Source organism: Streptomyces sp. NPDC042259 (assembly GCF_055582085.1).
This window is the reverse complement of sequence record NZ_JBVJDW010000002.1, coordinates 274,739-293,507: the sequence shown is the minus strand read 5'-3', so window position 1 is coordinate 293,507 and position 18,769 is coordinate 274,739. Positions and strand designations below refer to the sequence as shown.

At 71.4% G+C, this 18,769-nt stretch carries 13 protein-coding genes; 9 read left to right on the top strand and 4 right to left on the bottom strand.

What is annotated here, in order from left to right; genetic code table 11:
• Window positions 1–72: 72 nt before the first annotated feature.
• The 6 genes from ACZ6MA_RS06430 (at window position 73) to ACZ6MA_RS06405 (ending at window position 10,647) form a co-directional block, all read left to right on the top strand.
• On the top strand, window positions 73–2,100 hold the full coding sequence (locus tag ACZ6MA_RS06430; RefSeq protein WP_469431559.1) for a transglycosylase domain-containing protein: 2,028 nt from the start codon (window positions 73–75) through the stop codon (window positions 2,098–2,100).
• Between the two features lie 166 nt (window positions 2,101–2,266).
• A complete protein-coding gene (locus ACZ6MA_RS06425) occupies window positions 2,267–3,400 on the top strand; it encodes a 3-dehydroquinate synthase family protein (RefSeq protein WP_469431557.1) in 1,134 nt (377 codons plus the stop codon).
• Window positions 3,401–3,519: 119 nt separating this feature from the next.
• Entirely contained in the window at window positions 3,520–7,362 is a 3,843-nt protein-coding gene (locus ACZ6MA_RS06420) for an amino acid adenylation domain-containing protein (protein ID WP_469431555.1), read from the top strand.
• 83 nt (window positions 7,363–7,445) lie between these two features.
• Window positions 7,446–8,114 (top strand): response regulator transcription factor, encoded by a 669-nt coding sequence (locus tag ACZ6MA_RS06415; protein ID WP_469431554.1) that lies wholly within the window; start codon window positions 7,446–7,448, stop codon window positions 8,112–8,114.
• A 112-nt stretch (window positions 8,115–8,226) separates the two neighbouring features.
• Entirely contained in the window at window positions 8,227–10,404 is a 2,178-nt protein-coding gene (locus tag ACZ6MA_RS06410; protein ID WP_469431551.1) for a sensor histidine kinase, read from the top strand.
• An 18-nt stretch (window positions 10,405–10,422) separates the two neighbouring features.
• The gene (locus ACZ6MA_RS06405; protein WP_469431549.1) at window positions 10,423–10,647 is read left to right on the top strand and encodes a hypothetical protein; all 225 of its coding nucleotides are present in this window, start codon (window positions 10,423–10,425) and stop codon (window positions 10,645–10,647) included.
• 75 nt (window positions 10,648–10,722) lie between these two features.
• Here ACZ6MA_RS06405 and ACZ6MA_RS06400 read toward each other — a convergent pair whose 3' ends face one another.
• The 3 genes from ACZ6MA_RS06400 to ACZ6MA_RS06390 all read right to left on the bottom strand — a co-directional run bounded on the left by ACZ6MA_RS06400 (window position 10,723) and on the right by ACZ6MA_RS06390 (window position 13,265).
• Window positions 10,723–11,493 carry a hypothetical protein gene (locus tag ACZ6MA_RS06400; protein WP_469431548.1) on the bottom strand — a complete coding sequence of 257 codons (771 nt, stop codon included), beginning with the start codon at window positions 11,491–11,493 and terminating at the stop codon, window positions 10,723–10,725.
• 488 nt (window positions 11,494–11,981) lie between these two features.
• Window positions 11,982–12,515: a hypothetical protein gene (locus ACZ6MA_RS06395; RefSeq protein WP_469431547.1), complete on the bottom strand. Its 534-nt coding sequence runs from the start codon at window positions 12,513–12,515 to the stop codon at window positions 11,982–11,984.
• 294 nt (window positions 12,516–12,809) lie between these two features.
• On the bottom strand, window positions 12,810–13,265 hold the full coding sequence (locus ACZ6MA_RS06390) for a hypothetical protein (RefSeq protein ID WP_469431545.1): 456 nt from the start codon (window positions 13,263–13,265) through the stop codon (window positions 12,810–12,812).
• A gap of 338 nt (window positions 13,266–13,603) precedes the next feature.
• On the opposite strand from ACZ6MA_RS06390, the gene ACZ6MA_RS06385 reads away from it, so the two are divergent.
• Entirely contained in the window at window positions 13,604–14,500 is an 897-nt protein-coding gene (locus ACZ6MA_RS06385; protein WP_469431544.1) for a polysaccharide deacetylase family protein, read from the top strand.
• Between the two features lie 514 nt (window positions 14,501–15,014).
• Window positions 15,015–15,809, top strand: coding sequence for an AfsR/SARP family transcriptional regulator (locus tag ACZ6MA_RS06380; protein WP_469431543.1), 795 nt, complete (start codon window positions 15,015–15,017; stop codon window positions 15,807–15,809).
• A gap of 60 nt (window positions 15,810–15,869) precedes the next feature.
• Here ACZ6MA_RS06380 and ACZ6MA_RS06375 read toward each other — a convergent pair whose 3' ends face one another.
• Window positions 15,870–17,387 (bottom strand): AMP-binding protein, encoded by a 1,518-nt coding sequence (locus ACZ6MA_RS06375; protein ID WP_469431542.1) that lies wholly within the window; start codon window positions 17,385–17,387, stop codon window positions 15,870–15,872.
• 308 nt (window positions 17,388–17,695) lie between these two features.
• Between ACZ6MA_RS06375 and ACZ6MA_RS06370 the strand changes: the two genes are divergently transcribed.
• The gene (locus ACZ6MA_RS06370) at window positions 17,696–18,712 is read left to right on the top strand and encodes a 4-aminobenzoate N-oxygenase (protein ID WP_469431541.1); all 1,017 of its coding nucleotides are present in this window, start codon (window positions 17,696–17,698) and stop codon (window positions 18,710–18,712) included.
• Window positions 18,713–18,769 lie beyond the last annotated feature (57 nt).

Below are 18,769 nucleotides of genomic sequence, written 5' to 3'. Positions count from 1 at the left end.
ACGAACCGATTCACGACACAGGACGATCCGATCCAAGGCAAGCGAGCTGCCTCGTCGAGGAGCGATGGGACCATGGGCACAGACCGGTACAAGCCACGCCTGCCCCGCCGTAGGACCGCGGGCCCGAAGCGGCGGCGGCGCTACGTCGACTACCCGCGTCACGGCAGACGAGGGTGGCGGCGCTGGCTTCCCTCGTGGCGACAGCTCCTGGGCACCTTCACGTTCTTCCTCGCCTGTCTCGGCGCGCTGTTCGCCTACGTCTACACCAGTGTGGACATTCCCGACGAGAACGCGGCGGCCCGCCAGGAGGCCAACACCTACTACTGGGCCGACGGTACGCAGATGGCGAGCCTGGGGGCGGTCAACCGCAACATCGTCCGGTTGGCGGACGTCCCGAAGTCCGCCCAGAACGCGGTGATAGCGGCGGAGAACGAGAGCTTCTACAGCGACTCCGGGGTGTCCTTCAAGGGCATCCTGCGTGCCTTCTTCAGCACCGCACAGGGCAAGGAGACCCAGGGCGGTTCCACCATCACCCAGCAGTACGTGAAGAACACCTACCTCTCCCAGGAGCAGACCCTCACGCGGAAGGTCAAGGAGTTCGTCATCTCGCTGAAGGTGGACCGGAGCAAGACCAAGGACGAGATCCTCCAGGGCTACCTCAACACCAGTTGGTTCGGCCGCGGGGCGTACGGCATCGAGGCCGCCTCCCAGGCCTACTACGGCATCCCCGCCAAGAAACTGAACCCCAGCCAGGCCGCCATGCTCGCGGCGCTGTTGAAGGGGGCCGAGCAGTACGACCCCGCGCTCGGCGAGAAGAACCACGAGCGGGCCGAGGACCGCTGGAAGTGGATCCTCGACCGGCAGGTCCGGGCCGGACTCATGGACCGCGCCGAGCGCGAGAAGTACACGACCTTCCCCGAACCGCGCAAGCAGTCCACCGCCACCGGCCTCAACGGCCAGATCGGCTATCTCGTCGACGTCGCCAACAAGAACATCAAGCAACGCACCCGGCTCACCGACCAGGACCTCGCCCACGGCGGTTACCGCATCCACACCACCTTCGACAAGAAGAAGACACAGCAGCTGCTGAAGTCGGTGCAGGGCGTACTGAAACGCGACCTCGACCCGGGCAAGCGCCCGTCCGACACCGATGTGCAGGTCGGCGCCGCCTCGGTACGGCCCTCGGACGGTGCCATCGTCGCCCTCTACGGCGGCCCCGACGCCACCAAGCACTTCACCAACAACGCCGACACCTCCGGCGTGCCCGTCGGATCCGCCTTCAAGCCGTTCGTCCTCGCCGCCGCCCTGGAGAAGGGCGCGCGGGCCGCCTCCGGGGACGAGGACCGGGGGGACGTCACCCTCGACAGCTACTACGGCAAGGACGGCACACTGCGCCGGTCCTCCGACGTCTTCCCCGCCGCCCGGCCGACCCGGCCGCCCGGCCCCGGACAGCCCGGCGCCGAGGGGCCCGACGCGGCGCACCCCACCCTGCGCCAGGCCGCGGTCACCGGCGGCAACGCGACGTTCGTCCAGCTCGGCGCCGACGCGGGCCTGGAGCACGTACGGGACACCGCCGTCCGGGCCGGCCTGCTCAAGGAAAGCATGGCCCCGCTGGAGCGCACCTTCCCCATCGGCACCTCGACCCCCAGCGCCATCCGCATGGCGGGCGCCTACGGCACCTTCGCCAACAGGGGCGTGCAGAACGACCCGTACTCGGTGACCAAGCTGCTCAAGGAAGGCAAACCGGTCGAGGGCTTCCAGCAGACCCGGGCACGGCACGCGCTCGACGAGGACGTGGCGGACGACGTCTCCGACGTGCTGCGCGAGGCCGGTGACAAGGCCGCCGCCGAACTCGACGGTCACACCACCGGGCGCCCCGGCCCCTTCGCGGCGGGACGCACCGGCGATCAGGACCGGCTGAAGTCCGCGTGGTTCGCCGGCTACACCAAGGAGCTGTCCACCGCCGTGACCATGTTCCGCGCCAAGCCGGGCGAGCCGCAGCTGCTGCCCATGTCGGACGTCGGCGGTGCGGAGTCGGAGCGCGGCAACGTCTTCCCGCCCCGGATCTGGGCCGACTACATGGGCGCCGCGACCTCCTGAGCACCGGCGGGCGGGCCGGCGGGCGGCCCGCCCGCCGCCCGTTCCCGCCGCCGTTCCCGCACGGGAACGGGCGGGGCAGGGGCGGGGCCCCGGCCTCATGCCCTTGGGGCATCGAGCCGCTGATCGTGAGGGTGACCATCCGATCCAGCTCAAGGACGAGCCCCTCATGTCTGCCATCGCTTCACCGATCACCCTGGACAGGTGCCTCGTCGCCGGTTCCGTGAGTTTCCCGGTACAGGTGCGCCACGGGGAGGACTCCTGGCCCGAACTGGCGCGGATCGCGGCCGACCCGGCCCCCGACGCCTTCGTGCTCGTGGCGGAGCGCACCCTGCCCCGGGCCCACGTCGCCCGCGTCCTGCACCACCTCGGCACGGCGGCGCCCACCTGTGTGCGGTGGCTGACCGGCCAGGACGTCCCCGACGGTGCCGCGCCCACGCCCGGCTCGGTGATCGTCGCCCTCGGCGGCACCCGCGTCATCGACGCCGCCGGCCGGCTGGCCGCCCGTACCGGGGGCCGCCCGCGCCTGGTGCATCTGCCGACCACGCTGCGGGCCATGTCGGACTCGGCCCTGTCGCTCGTGGGCCCCACCGGCCCCCGCCCCGCGCCGGTCCTCGTCCGCGTCCAGCTGGACTTCCTGGACACCCTCACCCCCGAGGCCGTCCGCTCCGGACTGAGCGCCCTGGTCAGGAACGTCCTGGCCGTCAGCCCCGCCTTCCACGACCGGGTGGCCGACCGGCTGCGCCCCGACGCCCGGTACGGCATGGCCACCCTGGCGTCCTTCATCGCCCTGTGCCTGGACGTGCGGGCCACGCTCGTCTCCTACGACCCGCTGGAGCGGGGCCCCGCCATGGCCCTCCACTACGGCCGGACCGTGGCGGACGCGCTGCGGGGGCTCGGCGCCCCGCGCCACGGCGAGGCCACCGGCCTCGGCCTGCTCGTCGCCGCCCGCGTGTCCAGGCTCGCGGGACTGCTGGACGAGGAGGGCGAACGGGCCCACCGGGAGCTGGTGGCCCGGTGGGGCGTCCCCATGGAACTGCCCGCCACTGTCACCGCCGACGACGTACTGACGGCGCTGCGCCGGGGCGCGGCAGGGGGGATGGTGCTCCTGGACCGGCCGGGGGAGCCGCATATCGCCCACGGCCGGCCGAACGTCGAGATCGGCGAGGACATTTTGCGCGCGGGGCTCGACGCGATATCCGGCGGCTCCGCGCCCGAACGCCACCCGGCGGCGGTGCCCGCCCCTGCCGACCGGGCTGCTGTGCTGTGTCCTCAAGCGCCGGACGGGCTCGGTTTGGGCTGAGACATGGGACCGCCGCACAACCATCCCCTCATGTGCCCGGGACACCGGGACGCCCAGTGTGGATCACGAAGTTCATCCCGATTCGGTGCCCACGTGGCACCCCACCCGAGGAGACGGTCGTGCCGACCACACAGACATCCCGTGACCAGTGCCTCACCGACCTCTTCCAGGAGGCGGTACGGGCGCACCCCCACCGGACGGCGGTTGTCGACGAGGAGGAGAGCCTGACCTATCGCGAGCTCGCGGAGCGGAGCGCGGACCTCGCGGTGTACCTGCGACATCTCGGCGTCGGCCGCGACGACCGCGTGGGCATCTTCGTCGAGCCCTCGGTCGACCTGATGGTGGCAGCCTGGGGAATCCTGACCGCTTCGGGCGCCTATCTGCCGCTGTCCCCGGAGTACCCCGAGGCGCGGCTGCGGTACATGATCGAAGACGCCCGGGTCGACGTCATCGTCAGCCAGGACAAGCTCACGTCAAGGCTGGCGGAGCTGGCGCCCGAGGGCACGAGGGTCGTCACCCTGCCGGACGCGCTCGCCTTCGCGGGAACCCCCCAGGCCGAGGCCGCACGCCGCACCGGCCCGCGCCCCCAGGACCTGGCCTACGTCATCTACACCTCCGGCAGCACGGGGAAGCCGAAGGGCGTCATGATCGAACACCGTGCCATCGTCCATCAGATGCGGTGGATGCGGACCGCGCGCAACGTCGACGGGGACGCGGTCGTCCTGCAGAAGACCCCGATGAGTTTCGACGCGGCGCAGTGGGAGATCCTGGCCCCGAGCTGCGGCAGCAAGGTCGTCATGGGCCGCCCGGGCGTGTACCGGGACCCCGAGGGGCTGATCGAGACCATCGGCAGGCACCGGGTGACGACACTCCAGTGCGTACCGACACTGCTCCAGGCCCTCCTGGACACCGACGAGTTCGCGGGGCTCACCTCGCTGACGCAGATCTTCAGCGGTGGTGAGGCCCTGTCCAAGAACCTCGCCCGGCAGTGCCTGGAGACCTTCCCGACGTGCGACCTGGTCAATCTGTACGGGCCGACCGAATGCACCATCAACACCTCGGCGTTCGCCGTCGACCGGGCCTCCCTCGACGGCGACCCGCACACCGTGCCGATCGGCACCCCCGTGCACCACACCCACTACCGCATTCTCGACGCCCACCGGGCCCCGGTGGGTGTGGGGGAGACCGGTGAGCTGTACATCGGCGGGGCCCAGCTCGCGCGCGGCTATCTGCACCGCCCCGATCTCACCGCCGACCGGTTCGTCGACGACCCGTTCCGCCCCCACGACCCCGGGGCCAGGCTGTACCGGACCGGCGACCTGGCGTACTGGAACGCCGACGGCACGGTGCAGTTCGCCGGCCGGGCCGACAACCAGGTGAAGCTGAGGGGATTCAGGGTCGAGCTGGACGAGATCAGACTGGCGATCGAGAACCACGACTGGGTCAAGAACGCCGCGGTCGTCGTCAAGGACGACCCCCGCACCGGGTTCCAGAACCTGATCGCCTGCATCGAGCTGAGCCCGAAGGAAGCGGCCCTCATGGACCAGGGGCGGCACGGTGCCCACCACCAGTCGAAGGCGAGCAGACTGCAGGTGAAGGCCCAGCTGGCGAACGGCGGCTGCCGGGACGCGGCACGACTGCGCGGCCGAAGGGCGGTCGAGCTGCCCGGCCGGACACCGACCCCGCGGCAGCGGCGCCGGGTGTTCGCCCGCAAGACCTACCGGTTCTTCGAGGGCGGCGACGTCGGTAAGGCCGATGTCCTGCGCCTGCTGGGGGGCGGCGGCCCGGCCGCGGCGCCCCGGGGGCCGGGCGCCCCGGCCCTCGCCGAATGGGGCGAGATCCTCCGTTACTTCGGCCAGTACCCCAGTGCGGAGCGGCTGCTGCCGAAGTACGGCTACGCGTCGCCGGGTTCGCTGTACGCCACGCAGCTGTACATCGAGATGAGCGGCGTGGAGGGAATCGCACCGGGTTGCTACTACTACCACCCCGTGCACCACCGGCTGGTGCTGATACACGATACGGCGGACACGCGGGCGCCGCGGGTCCGGCTGCACTTCCTGGGAAAGAAGTCGGCGATCGAGCCCGTCTACAAGAACAACATCCGAGAGGTCCTCGCGATCGAGGCGGGCCACATGGTCGGCCTGTTCGAGGAGGTCCTCCCCGAGTACGGCCTGGACGTCCGGGCCGTAGGCCACCTGCCCGCCGTGAAGAACGCCCTCGACTGCGCCGGCGAGGACTACTACCTGGGCACGTTCGAGGTGGTGCCGTACTCCGGGCCGCGCCCCGAGGAGGACGCCCTCGACGTCTACGTCCAGACGCACCCCGGGAAGGTGCCCGACATGCCGACAGGGCTGTACCGGTACCGGGACGGCGACCTGGAGCGGATCTCGGACGAGATCATCCTGAAGAAGCACGTCATCGCCATCAACCAGCGCGTCTACGAGCGGTCGGCCCTCGGCATCACCGTGGTCAACCGGGACCGCCGGAGCTGGCGCGGCTACCTCGATCTCGGCAGGAAGCTCCAGCGCCTGCAGATGAACGACATCGGCCTCGGCTTCATGTCCTCGGGGTACAGCTCCGAGAGCGGCGACGACCTGCCGTCGGCGAAGCGTGTGGAAGGCATCCTGGCCGGCCTCGGGCGGGAGACGGGGGCGTCCTACTTCTTCGTCGGCGGCCGGGTGAGCCAGGAGCAGCTGCGCAGTGAGGGAATGCGGGAGGACATCGTCCATATGAAGGGCCCGGCGGAGATCATCAAGGATGATCTGGTCGCCTTCCTTCCCGACTACATGATGCCGAACCGGGTCCTCGTCATGGACCGGCTGCCGCTGACGGCCAACGGGAAGATCGACGTCAAGGCGCTGGCCGCGTCGGAGACGGTGCGGGCGGAAACGGCCGGGCGGCCCTTCGTCGCCCCCCGGACGAGCACCGAGAAGCGGATCGGCCGGATCTGGGGGAAGTCCCTGAAGCGGGACACGGTCTCGACGCGGGACGACTTCTTCGAGTCCGGCGGGAACTCGCTGATCGCGGTCGCGCTCGTCAACAAGCTGAACAAGGAGTTCGGGAGCGCGCTGCCGCTCCAGGTCCTGTTCGAACACCCGACCGTCGAGGAACTCGCCCGGCGGGTCGACGGCGCCCGGTCCGGGTCCTCCTCGCGCCTGGTGCGGCTGTGGGGCGAGGGCACCGAACCCCCCGTCCACTGCTGGCCCGGCCTCGGCGGCTACGCCATGAACCTCCGCCCGCTGGCCGCCGCCGTGGACATCGACCGGCCCTTCTACGGGGTGCAGTCCCACGGCATCAACGAGGGCGAGGCCCCTTACCCCTCCATCAAGGAGATGGCGGCGGCGGACGTCACGGCCGTCCGGCGGAACCAGCCGGCGGGCCCCTACACCCTCTGGGGCTACTCCTTCGGCGCGCGGGTCGCCTTCGAGACCGCCTACCAGCTCGAACAGGCGGGGGAGCGGGTGGAGAACCTCTTCCTGATAGCACCGGGGTCACCGACGTTCCGCGCGGAGTACGAGGCCGTGCACGGCGGCGAGCCCTCCTATCGCAACAAGGCGTTCGTGGCGATCCTCTTCTCCGTCTTCGCGGGCAGTGCCACCGGCCCGGCACTCGAGGACTGCCTGCGGGCCACCCGGGACGAGGAGAGCTTCCGCTCCTTCATCGGCGCCCGTCTGCCGGACCTCGACCGGCCGCTGATCCGGCGGATCGTCGACATCGTGCGCCGCACCTACGAATTCACGTACAGCTTCGAGGAGTTGACGGAGCGGACCATCGACGCCCCGGTGACGGTCTTCAAGGCCACGGGCGACGACTACTCCTTCATCGAGAACAGCGCCGGGTACGCGTCGAGCACCCCGACGTTCGTCGACCTCGGAGCCGACCACTACGGGCTCCTGAAGGACCCGGGCGTGGACGAGCTGGTACGGGCGATACGGCGCCGCCTGGAAACCGCGCGGGTGTGACGGCGCAGCCGTACGAGTGCGAGACGCTCAAGACTCCGGCGAAAGGGATATGAGTGGTCAAAAGTAGCTGATAGCGTCGCTTTGTGAGCGAAGAAGACAGGTCTGTGCCCCGCGTCCTGATCGTCGACGATCATCCACTCTTCCGCGCGGGGCTCAAGGCCGCCCTGGAGATCCGTCAGGGGGCCGTCGTCGTCGCCGAGGCCGAGACCGTCGGCGAAGTACCCGACGCCGTGGCACGGCACCACCCCGACGTCGTCGTCATGGACCTCTCCCTCCCCGACGCCTCCGGCATCGAGGCGACGCGTCAGCTCGCCGGACTCCACCCCGGGCTCCCCGTCCTGATGCTCACCATGTCCGACGACGACGGCAGTCTGCTCGCCGCCCTCCAGGCGGGGGCGCGCGGATATCTGGTGAAGGGCGCCGGCGCCGACGAGGTCCAGCACGCGGTACGCACCGTCGCCGCGGGCGGCGCCGTCTTCGGCTCCGACATCGCCGCCCGTCTCGCCGGACTGCTCTCCGGCAGCCGCCGCCACGACGCGGAAATGCTCTTCCCCTCCCTCACCTCCCGGGAGTCCGAGGTGCTCGAACTGATCGCCCGGGGCCTCGACAACCGGCACATCGCCCGCGAGCTGGTGCTCTCGGAGAAGACGGTGCGCAACCACGTCACGCACGTCTTCGAGAAACTCCAGGTCACCTCCCGTGCCGAAGCCGTCGCCCGGGCCCGGGACGTGGGCCTGGGCGACGACGACTGACCGGGCACCCACCCGGGCCCGGGACCGGCCCGGGACCCACGCCTCAGGCGCCCGGGACCACGGGCACACCAGGATGGAAGGTCAGCGCCACACGCGGCGAGGAGGGCCGGAGATGCCCACGGACCACATGACGCGGAAGAAGCCCAGCTCGGGCCCCCGCATGCTGCCCGCCTACGCGGTGAGCGTCGTCACCATGCTCTCCGGGATCGTATGGGCGGTCGTGACGCTGACCCACGTCGGCCATCCCCGGCTCCAGGACGTCCGCACGGGTTACGCCTCCGTCAACGTCCTCGTCGGGCTCGGGCTCGCCCTCAACGGCATGGCCTTCGTCGCCGGCCGCACCGGCCGCGCGGTGGGACGGCTCCTGCTCGTCTCCGGCTGCGCCATGGCCCTGGGACAGGCGATCTCCGTCGTGGCCGTCCTGGCCCACGTCGACTCGGTGACCTTCACCTTCGTCACCGTCGTCCAGATCATCGCGTTCTCCCTGTTCGGCATCGTCGTCTACGGCATGCCGCTGTGGCTTCCCGACGGACGCCTGCCCCGCCGGTGGGGCACACCGTGCGTGGTGCTCGTCACCGTCTGGAGCGTGGTCCAGCAGTACTACGAATTCGCCCTGCCCGGCAGCAGGTGGTACAATCGGCCCACCCCGCTGGACCACGGCGGCTGGGCCCGCGTCGAAGGACTGCTCGTCCCCTGGATGGACACCGCCGACGCCTGGGTACCCTCACTGATCCTCGCCGCGGGCCTGGTCGTCATGGCGATCCGCCGGCACCGCACCCCGAAGGGCCGCCGCGCCTACTGGATCCTCGTCGTGCCGTACCTCCTGTGGGTCGCCGCGGGCTACCTCCACCTGCACGCCGACATCCCTTACGATTTCAAGCTCGCCGCCTTCTACGTCCCGGCCGTCCTGTGGCCCGCGACCCTCGGCTACGTCCACGTCCGGGACCGGACCTGGGCCCTCGACCGGGCCGCCCGCCGGGTACTGACCGCCCTCGTGCTGACCTTCGTGATGTTCCTGGCCTACGCCGCGGCCGGTGCCTTCCTCTCCTCCATCGCGCCCGGATCCGTGACGGCCGAAGCCCAGCTCCTGGCCTGCCTCGGCCTGATCGTGGGCGCCCTGCTGCGCCCCACCGCCCGCTGGGCCTCCCGCGTGGTCGAGCACTACTACTACGGTGAACGCGCCCAGCCGTACCAGGCGGTCCGCGAACTGGCCGACCGGCTGGGCAGGGCGCCCCACCCCGACGACGCGCCCCGGCTGCTGTGCGACACCGTCGTCCACACCCTCAAACTGCCCGGCGCCCGGCTCGTGGTCGTCACCCGCGGCGGCCCGCGCGAACTGGCGAGCCTGGGCGAGATCGGCCCGGAACGCGAGACCTTCCACCTCGTCTACCAGGGCGACGACATCGGGTACCTGCTCGTCCCGGCCCGGCCCGGAGAGCTGGCCCTCGACCACCAGGACCGCGAGGCCGTACAGATCCTCGCCGACCAAGGCGCCCCGGCCATCGCGTCGTTGCGGCTGTACAAGGACCTCCAGACCAGCCGCCAGAAAATCGTCATGGCACGCGAGGAGGAACGCAGACGACTGCGCCACGACCTCCACGACGGCCTGGGCCCGGCGCTCTCCGGCCTCCGGCTGCAGGTCGACGCCGTCCACTCGGCCATACGCACCGACCAGCGGGCGTCGGAACCCCTGCGCGCCGTATCGGCGGGCATCGGGCAGGCGATCGACGAACTGCGCCACATCACCGACGGCCTGGCCCCCGCCGCCCTGGACGGCGCGGACCTTTCCCGTGCCCTGCGGCAACTGGGCGAGCACCTGGCCGGACGGCGGCTGCCCATCACCGTCGCCCTCGACCCCGACCCCTTCCCCAAGCTCCCGGCGGCCGTGGAGGTCGCGGTCTACCGCATCACCGCCGAGGCACTCCACAACGTCGTACGGCACGCACGCGCCGACCACGCCCACGCCTCGGTGCGGGCGACCTCCGACGCCGTCACCGTGGAGATCCGCGACGACGGCGTCGGGCTCCCCGAGCACGACCGGGGCCCGGGTGTCGGGCTGCACTCGATGGCGGAGCGCACGGAGGAACTCGGCGGCCGCTTCACCCTGACGAGCACGGCCCACGGCACCCTCGTCCGAGCCGCGTTCCCCCGCGGCCCCGACGGCCGGCGGGCCGGGACCGGGACCCGGCCGGGACCGTATCCCCATGCGCCCGGGACCACGGGAGCGCGAGAGTCGACGGTGAAAGGACGGCCCGTACTCGGGGGACGTGCCGTCGCGGACGACGAATGACGAACAAGGAGCGAACCGATGACCACACGCGGTGGCTTCACCTTCTCCGCCCTCAAGGGGCTCGCCGCCCTCGCCGCGCTCACCGCCCTGTGCGCGGTGCCGTGGGCCAGGAGCGACAGGCGTCGCGCCGGGGCCCGGGACTTCCCCGGCCCGAAGGCCACGTTCCCGGGCCCGAAGTCCGAGGGCGCCCGCTTCCCCGGCCCGAAGTCGGAATTCCGGCCCTTCCCCGGGCCCAAGTCCTAGCTACACGGCCTCAGGACGGGCCGCGGCCCGGGCCGCCGACATGTTCGGTCGGCCCGGGCCGCGGCCATGTCACCGTCAGCCGGTCGTCGCCTGGTACAAACCACGGCCGGGACGGTGTGCCTGGCCCGCCTTCACCAGCCGTTCGAGTGAGGTGCGTACGGCGTTGATGCTGCCATTGGTGTCATCACGGCCGAGCGCCAGGTTGACTTCGCGGGCCTTGACCGGGGCGCCGGCCTTGGCCAGATGCGCCACGACATCCTTGGTCAGCCCACTGGCCCGCTTCTTCGGCTGCTCCGCCGGCGTCGTCGCCTGCGCGGCCTTCCCGGCACCGTCCTGGACGGCCTTCGGCGCGGGGGCCTTGGCCTCCTTCTTCACCACGGCGGCCTTCTTCGCCGGCTGCTTCTTCGCGGCGACGGTCTTCTTCGCCACCCGCGGCCGCGGGACCTTGCCCTCGGCGGTCGACGCCGCGCGCTTGCGGCCGCCGCTCGCCCTGCCGGCGGGGGGCTTCGCCTCACCGGTGCTCTTCTTCCCGCGCGTGGGCTGCGGCTTCTCCCCGGTGGCCGGCCGCGACGGGGCGGTGGGCGCGGGGGCGTCCACCGCCTCGGGGCCCTTCTCCGCACCGGACTCGGGGCGACCGGACGGCACCGCCGCCGTCGCCCGCGCCAGCGGGGCGGGTGCCAGCGCCTCAAGGCTGCGCAGGGCCAGCCGGACCGACTCCAGCCGCTCGGTGACCACCGCCAGGTCCGTCTCCAGGGTCTGCTGGTGCTTCTCCAGTTCGGGAAGCTCTGTGCGCAACAACTCGAGGGTCGTCTCGATGCCGTCGTGCGTACCGAATGTGGCTGCCACGTATTCGTCCTCTCTCTGCCGGACCACTGCGGGTGCCTTCGTGTGTCCGCTGCGCGGAAGCCTAAGGGGCCGCTGTCGGCTGTTAGCTTCCCCATAAATCTCGCGGAAACGCATGTGACTTCACAGAAGAGGGGCGAGAGGCATCACGAAGCTGACGCGCCGGTGGGCGGTCCGCACATCGGGCGATGATGCGATGGTTCATGCGGCCGCACGTCGATCACGCGGTAAACGCCCTTGCAGCAAACAGAGTTGACGGGACATCAGGTGCGCGTCCGGGGTGTGGTGTTCGAGCCCTCCCGCCACCTCGCACGCCCCGGGGGCCGCGCCGCGGACGGCCGGGCGGGAACGTGGTCTCGTACAGTCGTTCCCCCGGGGAGTTGCGGGCGAGCGTGCGGCCCGGTTATGCCTCCGCCCCCTTCACCCTCATGGAGGGTGAAGGGGGCGGAGGGGTGGAGGGCGACCGTCCGTGCCGGTGCCGGCCTATTGGCTCACCGGTGAGCGGACCCGGCCGGGGTGGGGTTCGTCGCGCACGGCACGTTCGTGAGCCCGGTCGGGAAGATTCCGTCCTTCGTGCTCTGCCCCGCCGCGAACTCGTAGTAGAGGTACGAGTAGAAGCCGATGGCCTTGTTGGTCCCACAGGCGGAGTCGGCGGCGACCTGATACGTCAGCTGGACGGTGCGGGTGGCGCCCGGCGCTATCGGCACGCTGTAGTTCAGCGGCCGGGTGGCGTCACATGGCTTGCCCTCCTCGACGCAGGAGGTGAACGTGTACTTCAGCCCGCCCTTGGTGGTGTCGTACGTCGGGTGGATCGTCTGGTAGACGAACTGCACGTCGGTGGTCTGCACGTTGGTGAACGTCATCGTCAGCGTGACCGACGAACCAGGTGTCGCCGTTTGCTTGTCGGCGGTGACGGTGAGGGCCGGGGTCTCGGCGGCCGTGGCCGACGGGCTCAGCCCGGCAAGGCCGATGACCAGGGCAAGAGACGCGGAAAGGCTGAGTCGGCTCAGCACGGATCTGCTCATGGCCGGTGAGCGTAAGAAGGAACGCCCCGCCCGTCTGCCCCCACCGATCGGGACCGGCCAACCGTAAGAGCGGGGATATGGCTTCCGGGGCTGATGGAGCGGGTGTGGCGCCATCGAGGGCCGTATACGAGTTGGCTTGACATGTGCCGGTCGCATGTTCGGGATCCGGCCCTCGGCCGTGTCGTCCCCCGCCTTCCGGCGGGGCGCGGGCTACGGCTCGGCCGCTTCCCGGGGCTCCCCGCCGACACGGCACCGGTGCGGCCCCGTCGGCCGGGCCGGCCGAGGGGGCGCAGGTCAGACCGGGGCGACGGCCGGTTCCAGGGGACGGGGGGCCTCCGGCTCCGCCGCCTCCGGCTGCCCGGGGCCCCGCAGGCTCTCGTTCTCCACCGCGCCGCGCAGCTGCGGGTCGGCGATGAGGCTCGTCGGGTAGAGGGCCCGGCCGACCGGGTGCGGCTGGGCGTACACGGCGATCAGCTGCCGCACCGTCGCCGCGTCCGCCGTCGGGGTCGAGAACGGACGGCCGGCGTCCAACGGATCCTCGCCCTGGTCGGGATCGGACAGGGTGGACCACATGTCCTCGGCCGCGCTGACGAGCTGGTCGAGCTCGTCGCGGACGCCGCGCCACGCGCCGTCCCGCAGAGCCTGCTCCAGGCGGGAGACGACGTCGAGGACGCTGGCGTAGTCCTCGGCCAACTGGTCTTCCACGGCGGTGGGTTCGAGGGTCTTGGCGGCTAGCTCGGTGGTGTACACGGCACCTCCACGCAAGGGGAACGGTCGGAGCGGGGCCCGTCCCGAAGAGCCCCGCCCGGGCATCGTCGCGCGTCGGGTGGGCGAGGGCCGCCGTTCGCCGTCACCGGGCAGCGATATATCACTCGCTCGGACGAACATGCCTGCCACGACGCCCCCCGGCCGGTGCCCGGCGGGCGCGCCCTCAACGGCCGGCCCGGCCCGGCGCGGGGGAGGCCGTCCGGCCGTGGGGGCCCGCCCCGGATCCCCGGATCACGGAAGGGCCCGGGGCGGGCAGGGGTGTCGTCCTGATGGGTGTCCTGGGAGGCAGGGGCGGGGGTGTGGTGTCAGGATCCGGGAGTATGGACCCCATATCCCCACCGCCCGCGGGGCGGGGGAAGCCACGGCGTGGCTCCTCGCGGCTGATGAGCGTGCTCCTGCTGATACTCGTCGGGGCCGTCTGCTCCACGTTCGATCTGCTGCCCGGCCTCGCGTCCGAGGGCGGCCGGGCCGGGGGAGTGGCGGCCGACGCCGGCGGGCTGGTGACGCTTCGGCAGCGGACGGCCGCCGCGGCGAAGTGGGGACTGGACCGGCCGCCGCTCGCCGCGCCGCCGCGGCCGGCGGTCAAACCGGACCTGGAGACCCCCCGTGGCATGTTCCGGGGGCCGGGCCTGATCCCCGTCATCACCCGGGTGCCCACCACCGACAAGGTCGTCTTCCTGACGATCGACGACGGTATGGAGAAGGACCCGCGGTTCGCGGCGATGACCAGCGAACTCGGAGTGCCGTTCAGCGCCTTTCTCACCGACTCCGCCATCCGGGACGACTACGGCTACTTCCGCGACCTGCGTGCGCGCGGCCACGCCCTCCACAACCACACGCTCCGGCACCCGCAGCTGACCCGGCTGGAACCCGCGGACCAGCGCACACAGATCTGCGGACAGCAGGACCTCCTCCAGCGCGAGTTCGGCACCCGCCCGGCCCTCTTCCGCCCGCCGTACGGCGACTTCGACCGTGACACGCTGGTAATCGCCCGCGCGTGCGGGATCCACGCCGCCCCCCTGTGGAGCGAGGAGGCGTTTCCCGACCGGCTGGAGTACCGCAGGGCGGACGCGAGGCTGCATCCCGGTGACATCATCCTGACCCACTTCAACGGGCCCCGGCAATGGGGCGGCAGCATGACCGACATGCTCCGGCTGGTCCTGCGCGAGGCCACCGCACAAGGCATGGCCCTCGCCCGGCTGGAGGATTACGTCTGATCGGCCGCCCCGGCCCCGAATGGCCGAGATGTACGCGCCCTCGACGGCCCCCGCATTTGTCGCGGATCGGTGTGTGCCTTTCGTCGCCCGTGGGTATCCCGAGGTCAATGCGGGAATCGCGAGGTCAAACATGGTGATCGGCCGCCGTGCGCGCGGCATGGCCGGGAGCGAGTGGTGCCGGTGCCGGGGGTTTTGCCGGTCGGCCGGGGGGTGCTGGACGGATAGAAAGCGGTGTGCAAGCATCCCGCCATGATCTACATATGGCTCATATGTAATGTATCGGCACCACAGGCCGCGGTCCGGGTCCGTCCGCCCGGCAGCTGATTCGGCTGATTCGGCCGCGAACCGCTCGTATCTCGCATCAAAGGGCTCTTGTGCGTGTAATCCCTTGATTCCTTTTGGTTGGCGGGGATTCCCCTCGACGAGCGGCGCACCGTGTGCCGCTCATGGCCCGTGGCTATTGACAATCCGCGTTGTAAGAGAGTACGTGACCCCTGTGAAAACCGTTGTGAATGTGCCGGCCGAATTATCCTTCAACATTCTCGGACCGCTGTCGGTGTCGTCGACCGAGGGTCCCCTGCCGCTCGGTCCGGCCCGGCAACGCGCCGTGTTGTCCGCCCTGTTGCTGGCCCCCGGACAGGTGGTGGGAGCGGAGCGGCTCACCGAGGCGATATGGCCGGCGGGCCCCCCGGGCAACGCGGTCGCCAGCCTCCACAGCTATGTCTCCCACCTGCGCCGCCAACTGGAGCCGGACTGCCCGCCCTGGGGGCGGAACCGGATCCTGCGGCGTGAACCCCAGGGGTATGTGCTCGCCGTCGAAGCGGAGCGGGTGGACGCCCGCCGTTTCGAGGTCCTGCTGCGGGAAGGGCGGCAACTGCTGCGCAAGGGCCGCTTCCCGGAGGCGAGCCGGATCCTCAGGGCGTCCCTGGAGCTGTGGCGCGGTGCGCCGTACGCCGACCTCGGGGACTACGAGCCCGCCGTGTGCGAGGCGGCACGGCTGGAGGAACTGCGGCTGGCGACGCTGGAGGCCCTGTGGGAGGTCGAATTGGCCTGGGGCCAGGACTATGTCACCGCCGTCGCCGAACTGGCCGCGCTGAGTGCGAAGTTTCCCACCCGCGAACGGCTGGGGTGGCTGCTGATGGTCGCCCTGTGCCAGGTGGACCGCCAGGCGGAGGCGGTGGCGGTGTACAACCGCATCCGCAGGGCCGTGGCCCGGGAACTGGGCGTGGACCCCGGGCGGGAACTGCGGGCGCTGTTCGCCCGGATCCTCCGTGACGAATCCGTCGGCCAGGCCTGTCTGCAGCGCTGACGGCCCGCCGGGGGGCGCTGCCCCCGCCCCGGTCGTCCGGTCCGCGGCCACCGGGCCCCCTCAGTGGATCCGCCGGTCGTGGCCGGTCCAGTAGGGCTCCCTGAGCCGCCCCTTCTGGACCTTGCCGTTGCTGGTGCGGGGCAGCGCGTCGCGGAAGTCCACGGAGGTGGGCGCCTTGTACCGGGCCAGCCGTTGTTTGCAATAGGAGATGATCTCGTCCTCGGTGGTACGGACCCCCGCGGCGGGCACGACCAGCGCCTTGACGGTTTCGCCCCACCGCTCGTCCGGCACCCCGATGACGGCCACCTCGGCGACCGCGGGATGCCCCAGGAGACAGTCCTCCACCTCCACCGAGGACACGCTCTCCCCGCCGGTGACGATGACGTCCTTGACCCGGTCCGACAGCACCAGGTGCCCCTCGTCGTCGAAGGAACCCACATCGCCGGTGTGGAACCAGCCGTCCGCCAGGGCGGCCGCGTCGGCCCGCTCGTCCCGCCAGTAGCCGTCCAGCACCATGTTCGAGCGGGCCAGCACCTCGCCCCGCGGCCCGCTCCGCAGCCGCACCCCCAGGGCGGGCGCGCCCGCCCTGGTCAACCCCCCGGCCCCCGGGGCGCCCGGCAGCCGCCGGTTGAAGGTGAGCAGCGTCGTCTCGGTCAGACCGTAGACCTGGAGGAACTCCCAGCCCAGCTCGTTCTCCACCTGGGAGACCAGCCGTTCGCTGACGGGCGCGCCCGCACAGACCACGCGCGTCCGGCCGCGGCCGGGGATCTCCCCGGGCCAGTCGCGGGCCGCCCGCACCACCGCGTCCCACACCGCGGGAGCGCCGAAGGCGAGCGTCACCCCGTGCTCCTGGACCCGGCGCAGGATCTCCGCGCCGTCGATCCGCCGCAGCAGCACCTGCTTCGCGCCCAGCCCGGCGAGGAGGAACGGCACGCCCCAGCCGTTGCAGTGGAACGTGGGCAGGGTGTGCAGGTAGACGTCCCCCTCCCAGATCCGGGCGTGGACACCGAACGTCATCGCGTTGAGCCAGATGCCACGGTGGGTCAGCGCGACGCCCTTGGGGCGGGCGGAGGTGCCCGAGGTGTAGTTGATGGTCGCGACCGCGTTCTCGTCGGGACGTGACCAGGGCCGGGGCGCGACGTCGAACCGCATGACCTCCGTCTCGGTCTGTTCCCCGAGGACGAACCGCTTGGGGACGTCGACCGAGCCCAGTACGGCCTCGACGTCGGGATCGACGAACACGACCGAGGCGTCGCACTGGCGCAGGATGTAGGAGATCTCCTCGGGCGTGAGCCGGTAGTTCACCGGCACGCACACCCGGCCGCTCGCCGGGACGGCGTAGAGCAGCTCCAGCAGCCGGGTCGAGTTGGCGCTGACGACGGCGACCCGCTCGCCCTCGCCGATCCCCAGGGCGTCCAGACCGGCCTGCCAGGCCCGCACGCGTCGCAGCGTCTCGCCGTACGTGGTCGTGTGCAGCGGCGCGGCCGGCTGGTGCGGCTCGTCGACGAAAGCGGTGCGGTCGGCGGCGGTCGCCTCGGCGCGATCGAGGAAGTCGGCCATGGTGAGCGGAACGAACATGAGGTGTCCTCCGACGGGAGTACCGGGAGAAAGGGCGAGTCGAGCCGGGGCGGTAGGCACCCCCTGCGCAGCGGACGCTCCGGTCGCCCGAGGCCGCGCCATCGCGTCGGCCGCCCATATTGGCACTCCCGGTCCCCATCCAGAAAGCCTCGATCTGCCGCAGCCAAGTTGTGTTCAAGAAACCATCAAGAGCGGTCGGCGACGATGCGACGGCACTGCGGGCCACCCACTCGCCCCAAGGAGCCCCGAACGCTTCCGGGAGCGGCCGGACCCGCGGTGGGGCACGGGCGACGACGTCGGGAGAGACGATGCGGGACGAGGAGCCGGGCTCGGTGACCACCTGGGCCGCCCGAGGCTGGATCGAGGAGGACGGCATCGGCAGCGCGACCCTGCGCGGGCTGGTACGCGCCTGGCCCCGGCGGGCGGCGGTGACGAACAAGGCGGAGGTCCTGGAGGAGCCGGCCCCCTACGACCCGCTGGTGCCGGACTACCCGCTGGAGATGGTGCCGTTCGCCGAACACCCCCGGTTCCTCGCGGCCGCGCCGGAACAGCGGCGGCGGGTGCTGACGGGCCTGTGGATCGGCTACAACGAGCGGGTCATCGCCACCGAACAACTCGTGGCCGAGCCCGCCTTCGACGCCGTCATGCACGGTGTGTTCCCCGGCAGCGACGCCCCCCTGATACGCAAGGGGGTGCAACAGGCCCTGGTGGACGAGAGCTTCCACACCTATATGCACATGCTCGCCATCGACCGCACCCGCGAGCTGCGCCGGGTGCGCGAGCGGCCCGCACAGCTCGAACTCGTCACCTACCGGCGGCTGCGCCAGACCCTGGCGCGGATGCCGGAGCAGTGGGAACGGGACATCGCCGTCCTGGTCTGGGGCGCGGTGGCCGAGACCTGCATCAACTCCCTGCTGGCCCTGCTGGCCCGGGACCGCACGATCCAGCCCATGCACTCCCTGATCACCACCTTGCACCTGCGGGACGAGACGGCGCACGGATCGATCGTCATCGAGGTCGTCCGGGAGCTGTACGCCCGGATGAACGCCGAACAGCGCCGCACCCTGGTGCGATGTCTGCCGCTCGCCCTGGAGGCGTTCGCCGAACAGGACCTCGCCGCGCTGCGGCTGGAGTTGACCGCCGCGGGCATCCTCGGCGCGGACGAGATCGTGGCGGACCTGCGGGCGACGCCCGGCGGAAAGCGCCTCGTCCGTGACTTCTCCGGCGCCCGGCGGATGGTCGAGCAGCTGGAGCTGTCCGACGCGGTCGACTTCGACTTCCCCGAGCGGCCCGAATGGTCACCGGTCGCGGAAACACACCGTTGACGCCGGCGCCCCGCGCGCACCCGGCGAACCGTGACACCGCGGCGCGGAACCGGCCTC

What these genes read in the sequence shown, in the direction of transcription:
- ACZ6MA_RS06430 (WP_469431559.1), top strand. Translation starts at nt 73, where the DNA reads ATGGGCACAGACCGGTACAAGCCACGCCTGCCCCGCCGTAGGACCGCG.
- ACZ6MA_RS06425 (WP_469431557.1), top strand. Translation starts at nt 2,267, where the DNA reads ATGTCTGCCATCGCTTCACCGATCACCCTGGACAGGTGCCTCGTCGCC.
- ACZ6MA_RS06410 (WP_469431551.1), top strand. Translation starts at nt 8,227, where the DNA reads ATGCCCACGGACCACATGACGCGGAAGAAGCCCAGCTCGGGCCCCCGC.
- ACZ6MA_RS06405 (WP_469431549.1), top strand. Translation starts at nt 10,423, where the DNA reads ATGACCACACGCGGTGGCTTCACCTTCTCCGCCCTCAAGGGGCTCGCC.
- ACZ6MA_RS06395 (WP_469431547.1), bottom strand. Translation starts at nt 12,515, where the DNA reads ATGAGCAGATCCGTGCTGAGCCGACTCAGCCTTTCCGCGTCTCTTGCC.
- ACZ6MA_RS06385 (WP_469431544.1), top strand. Translation starts at nt 13,604, where the DNA reads ATGGACCCCATATCCCCACCGCCCGCGGGGCGGGGGAAGCCACGGCGT.
- ACZ6MA_RS06375 (WP_469431542.1), bottom strand. Translation starts at nt 17,387, where the DNA reads ATGTTCGTTCCGCTCACCATGGCCGACTTCCTCGATCGCGCCGAGGCG.
- ACZ6MA_RS06370 (WP_469431541.1), top strand. Translation starts at nt 17,696, where the DNA reads ATGCGGGACGAGGAGCCGGGCTCGGTGACCACCTGGGCCGCCCGAGGC.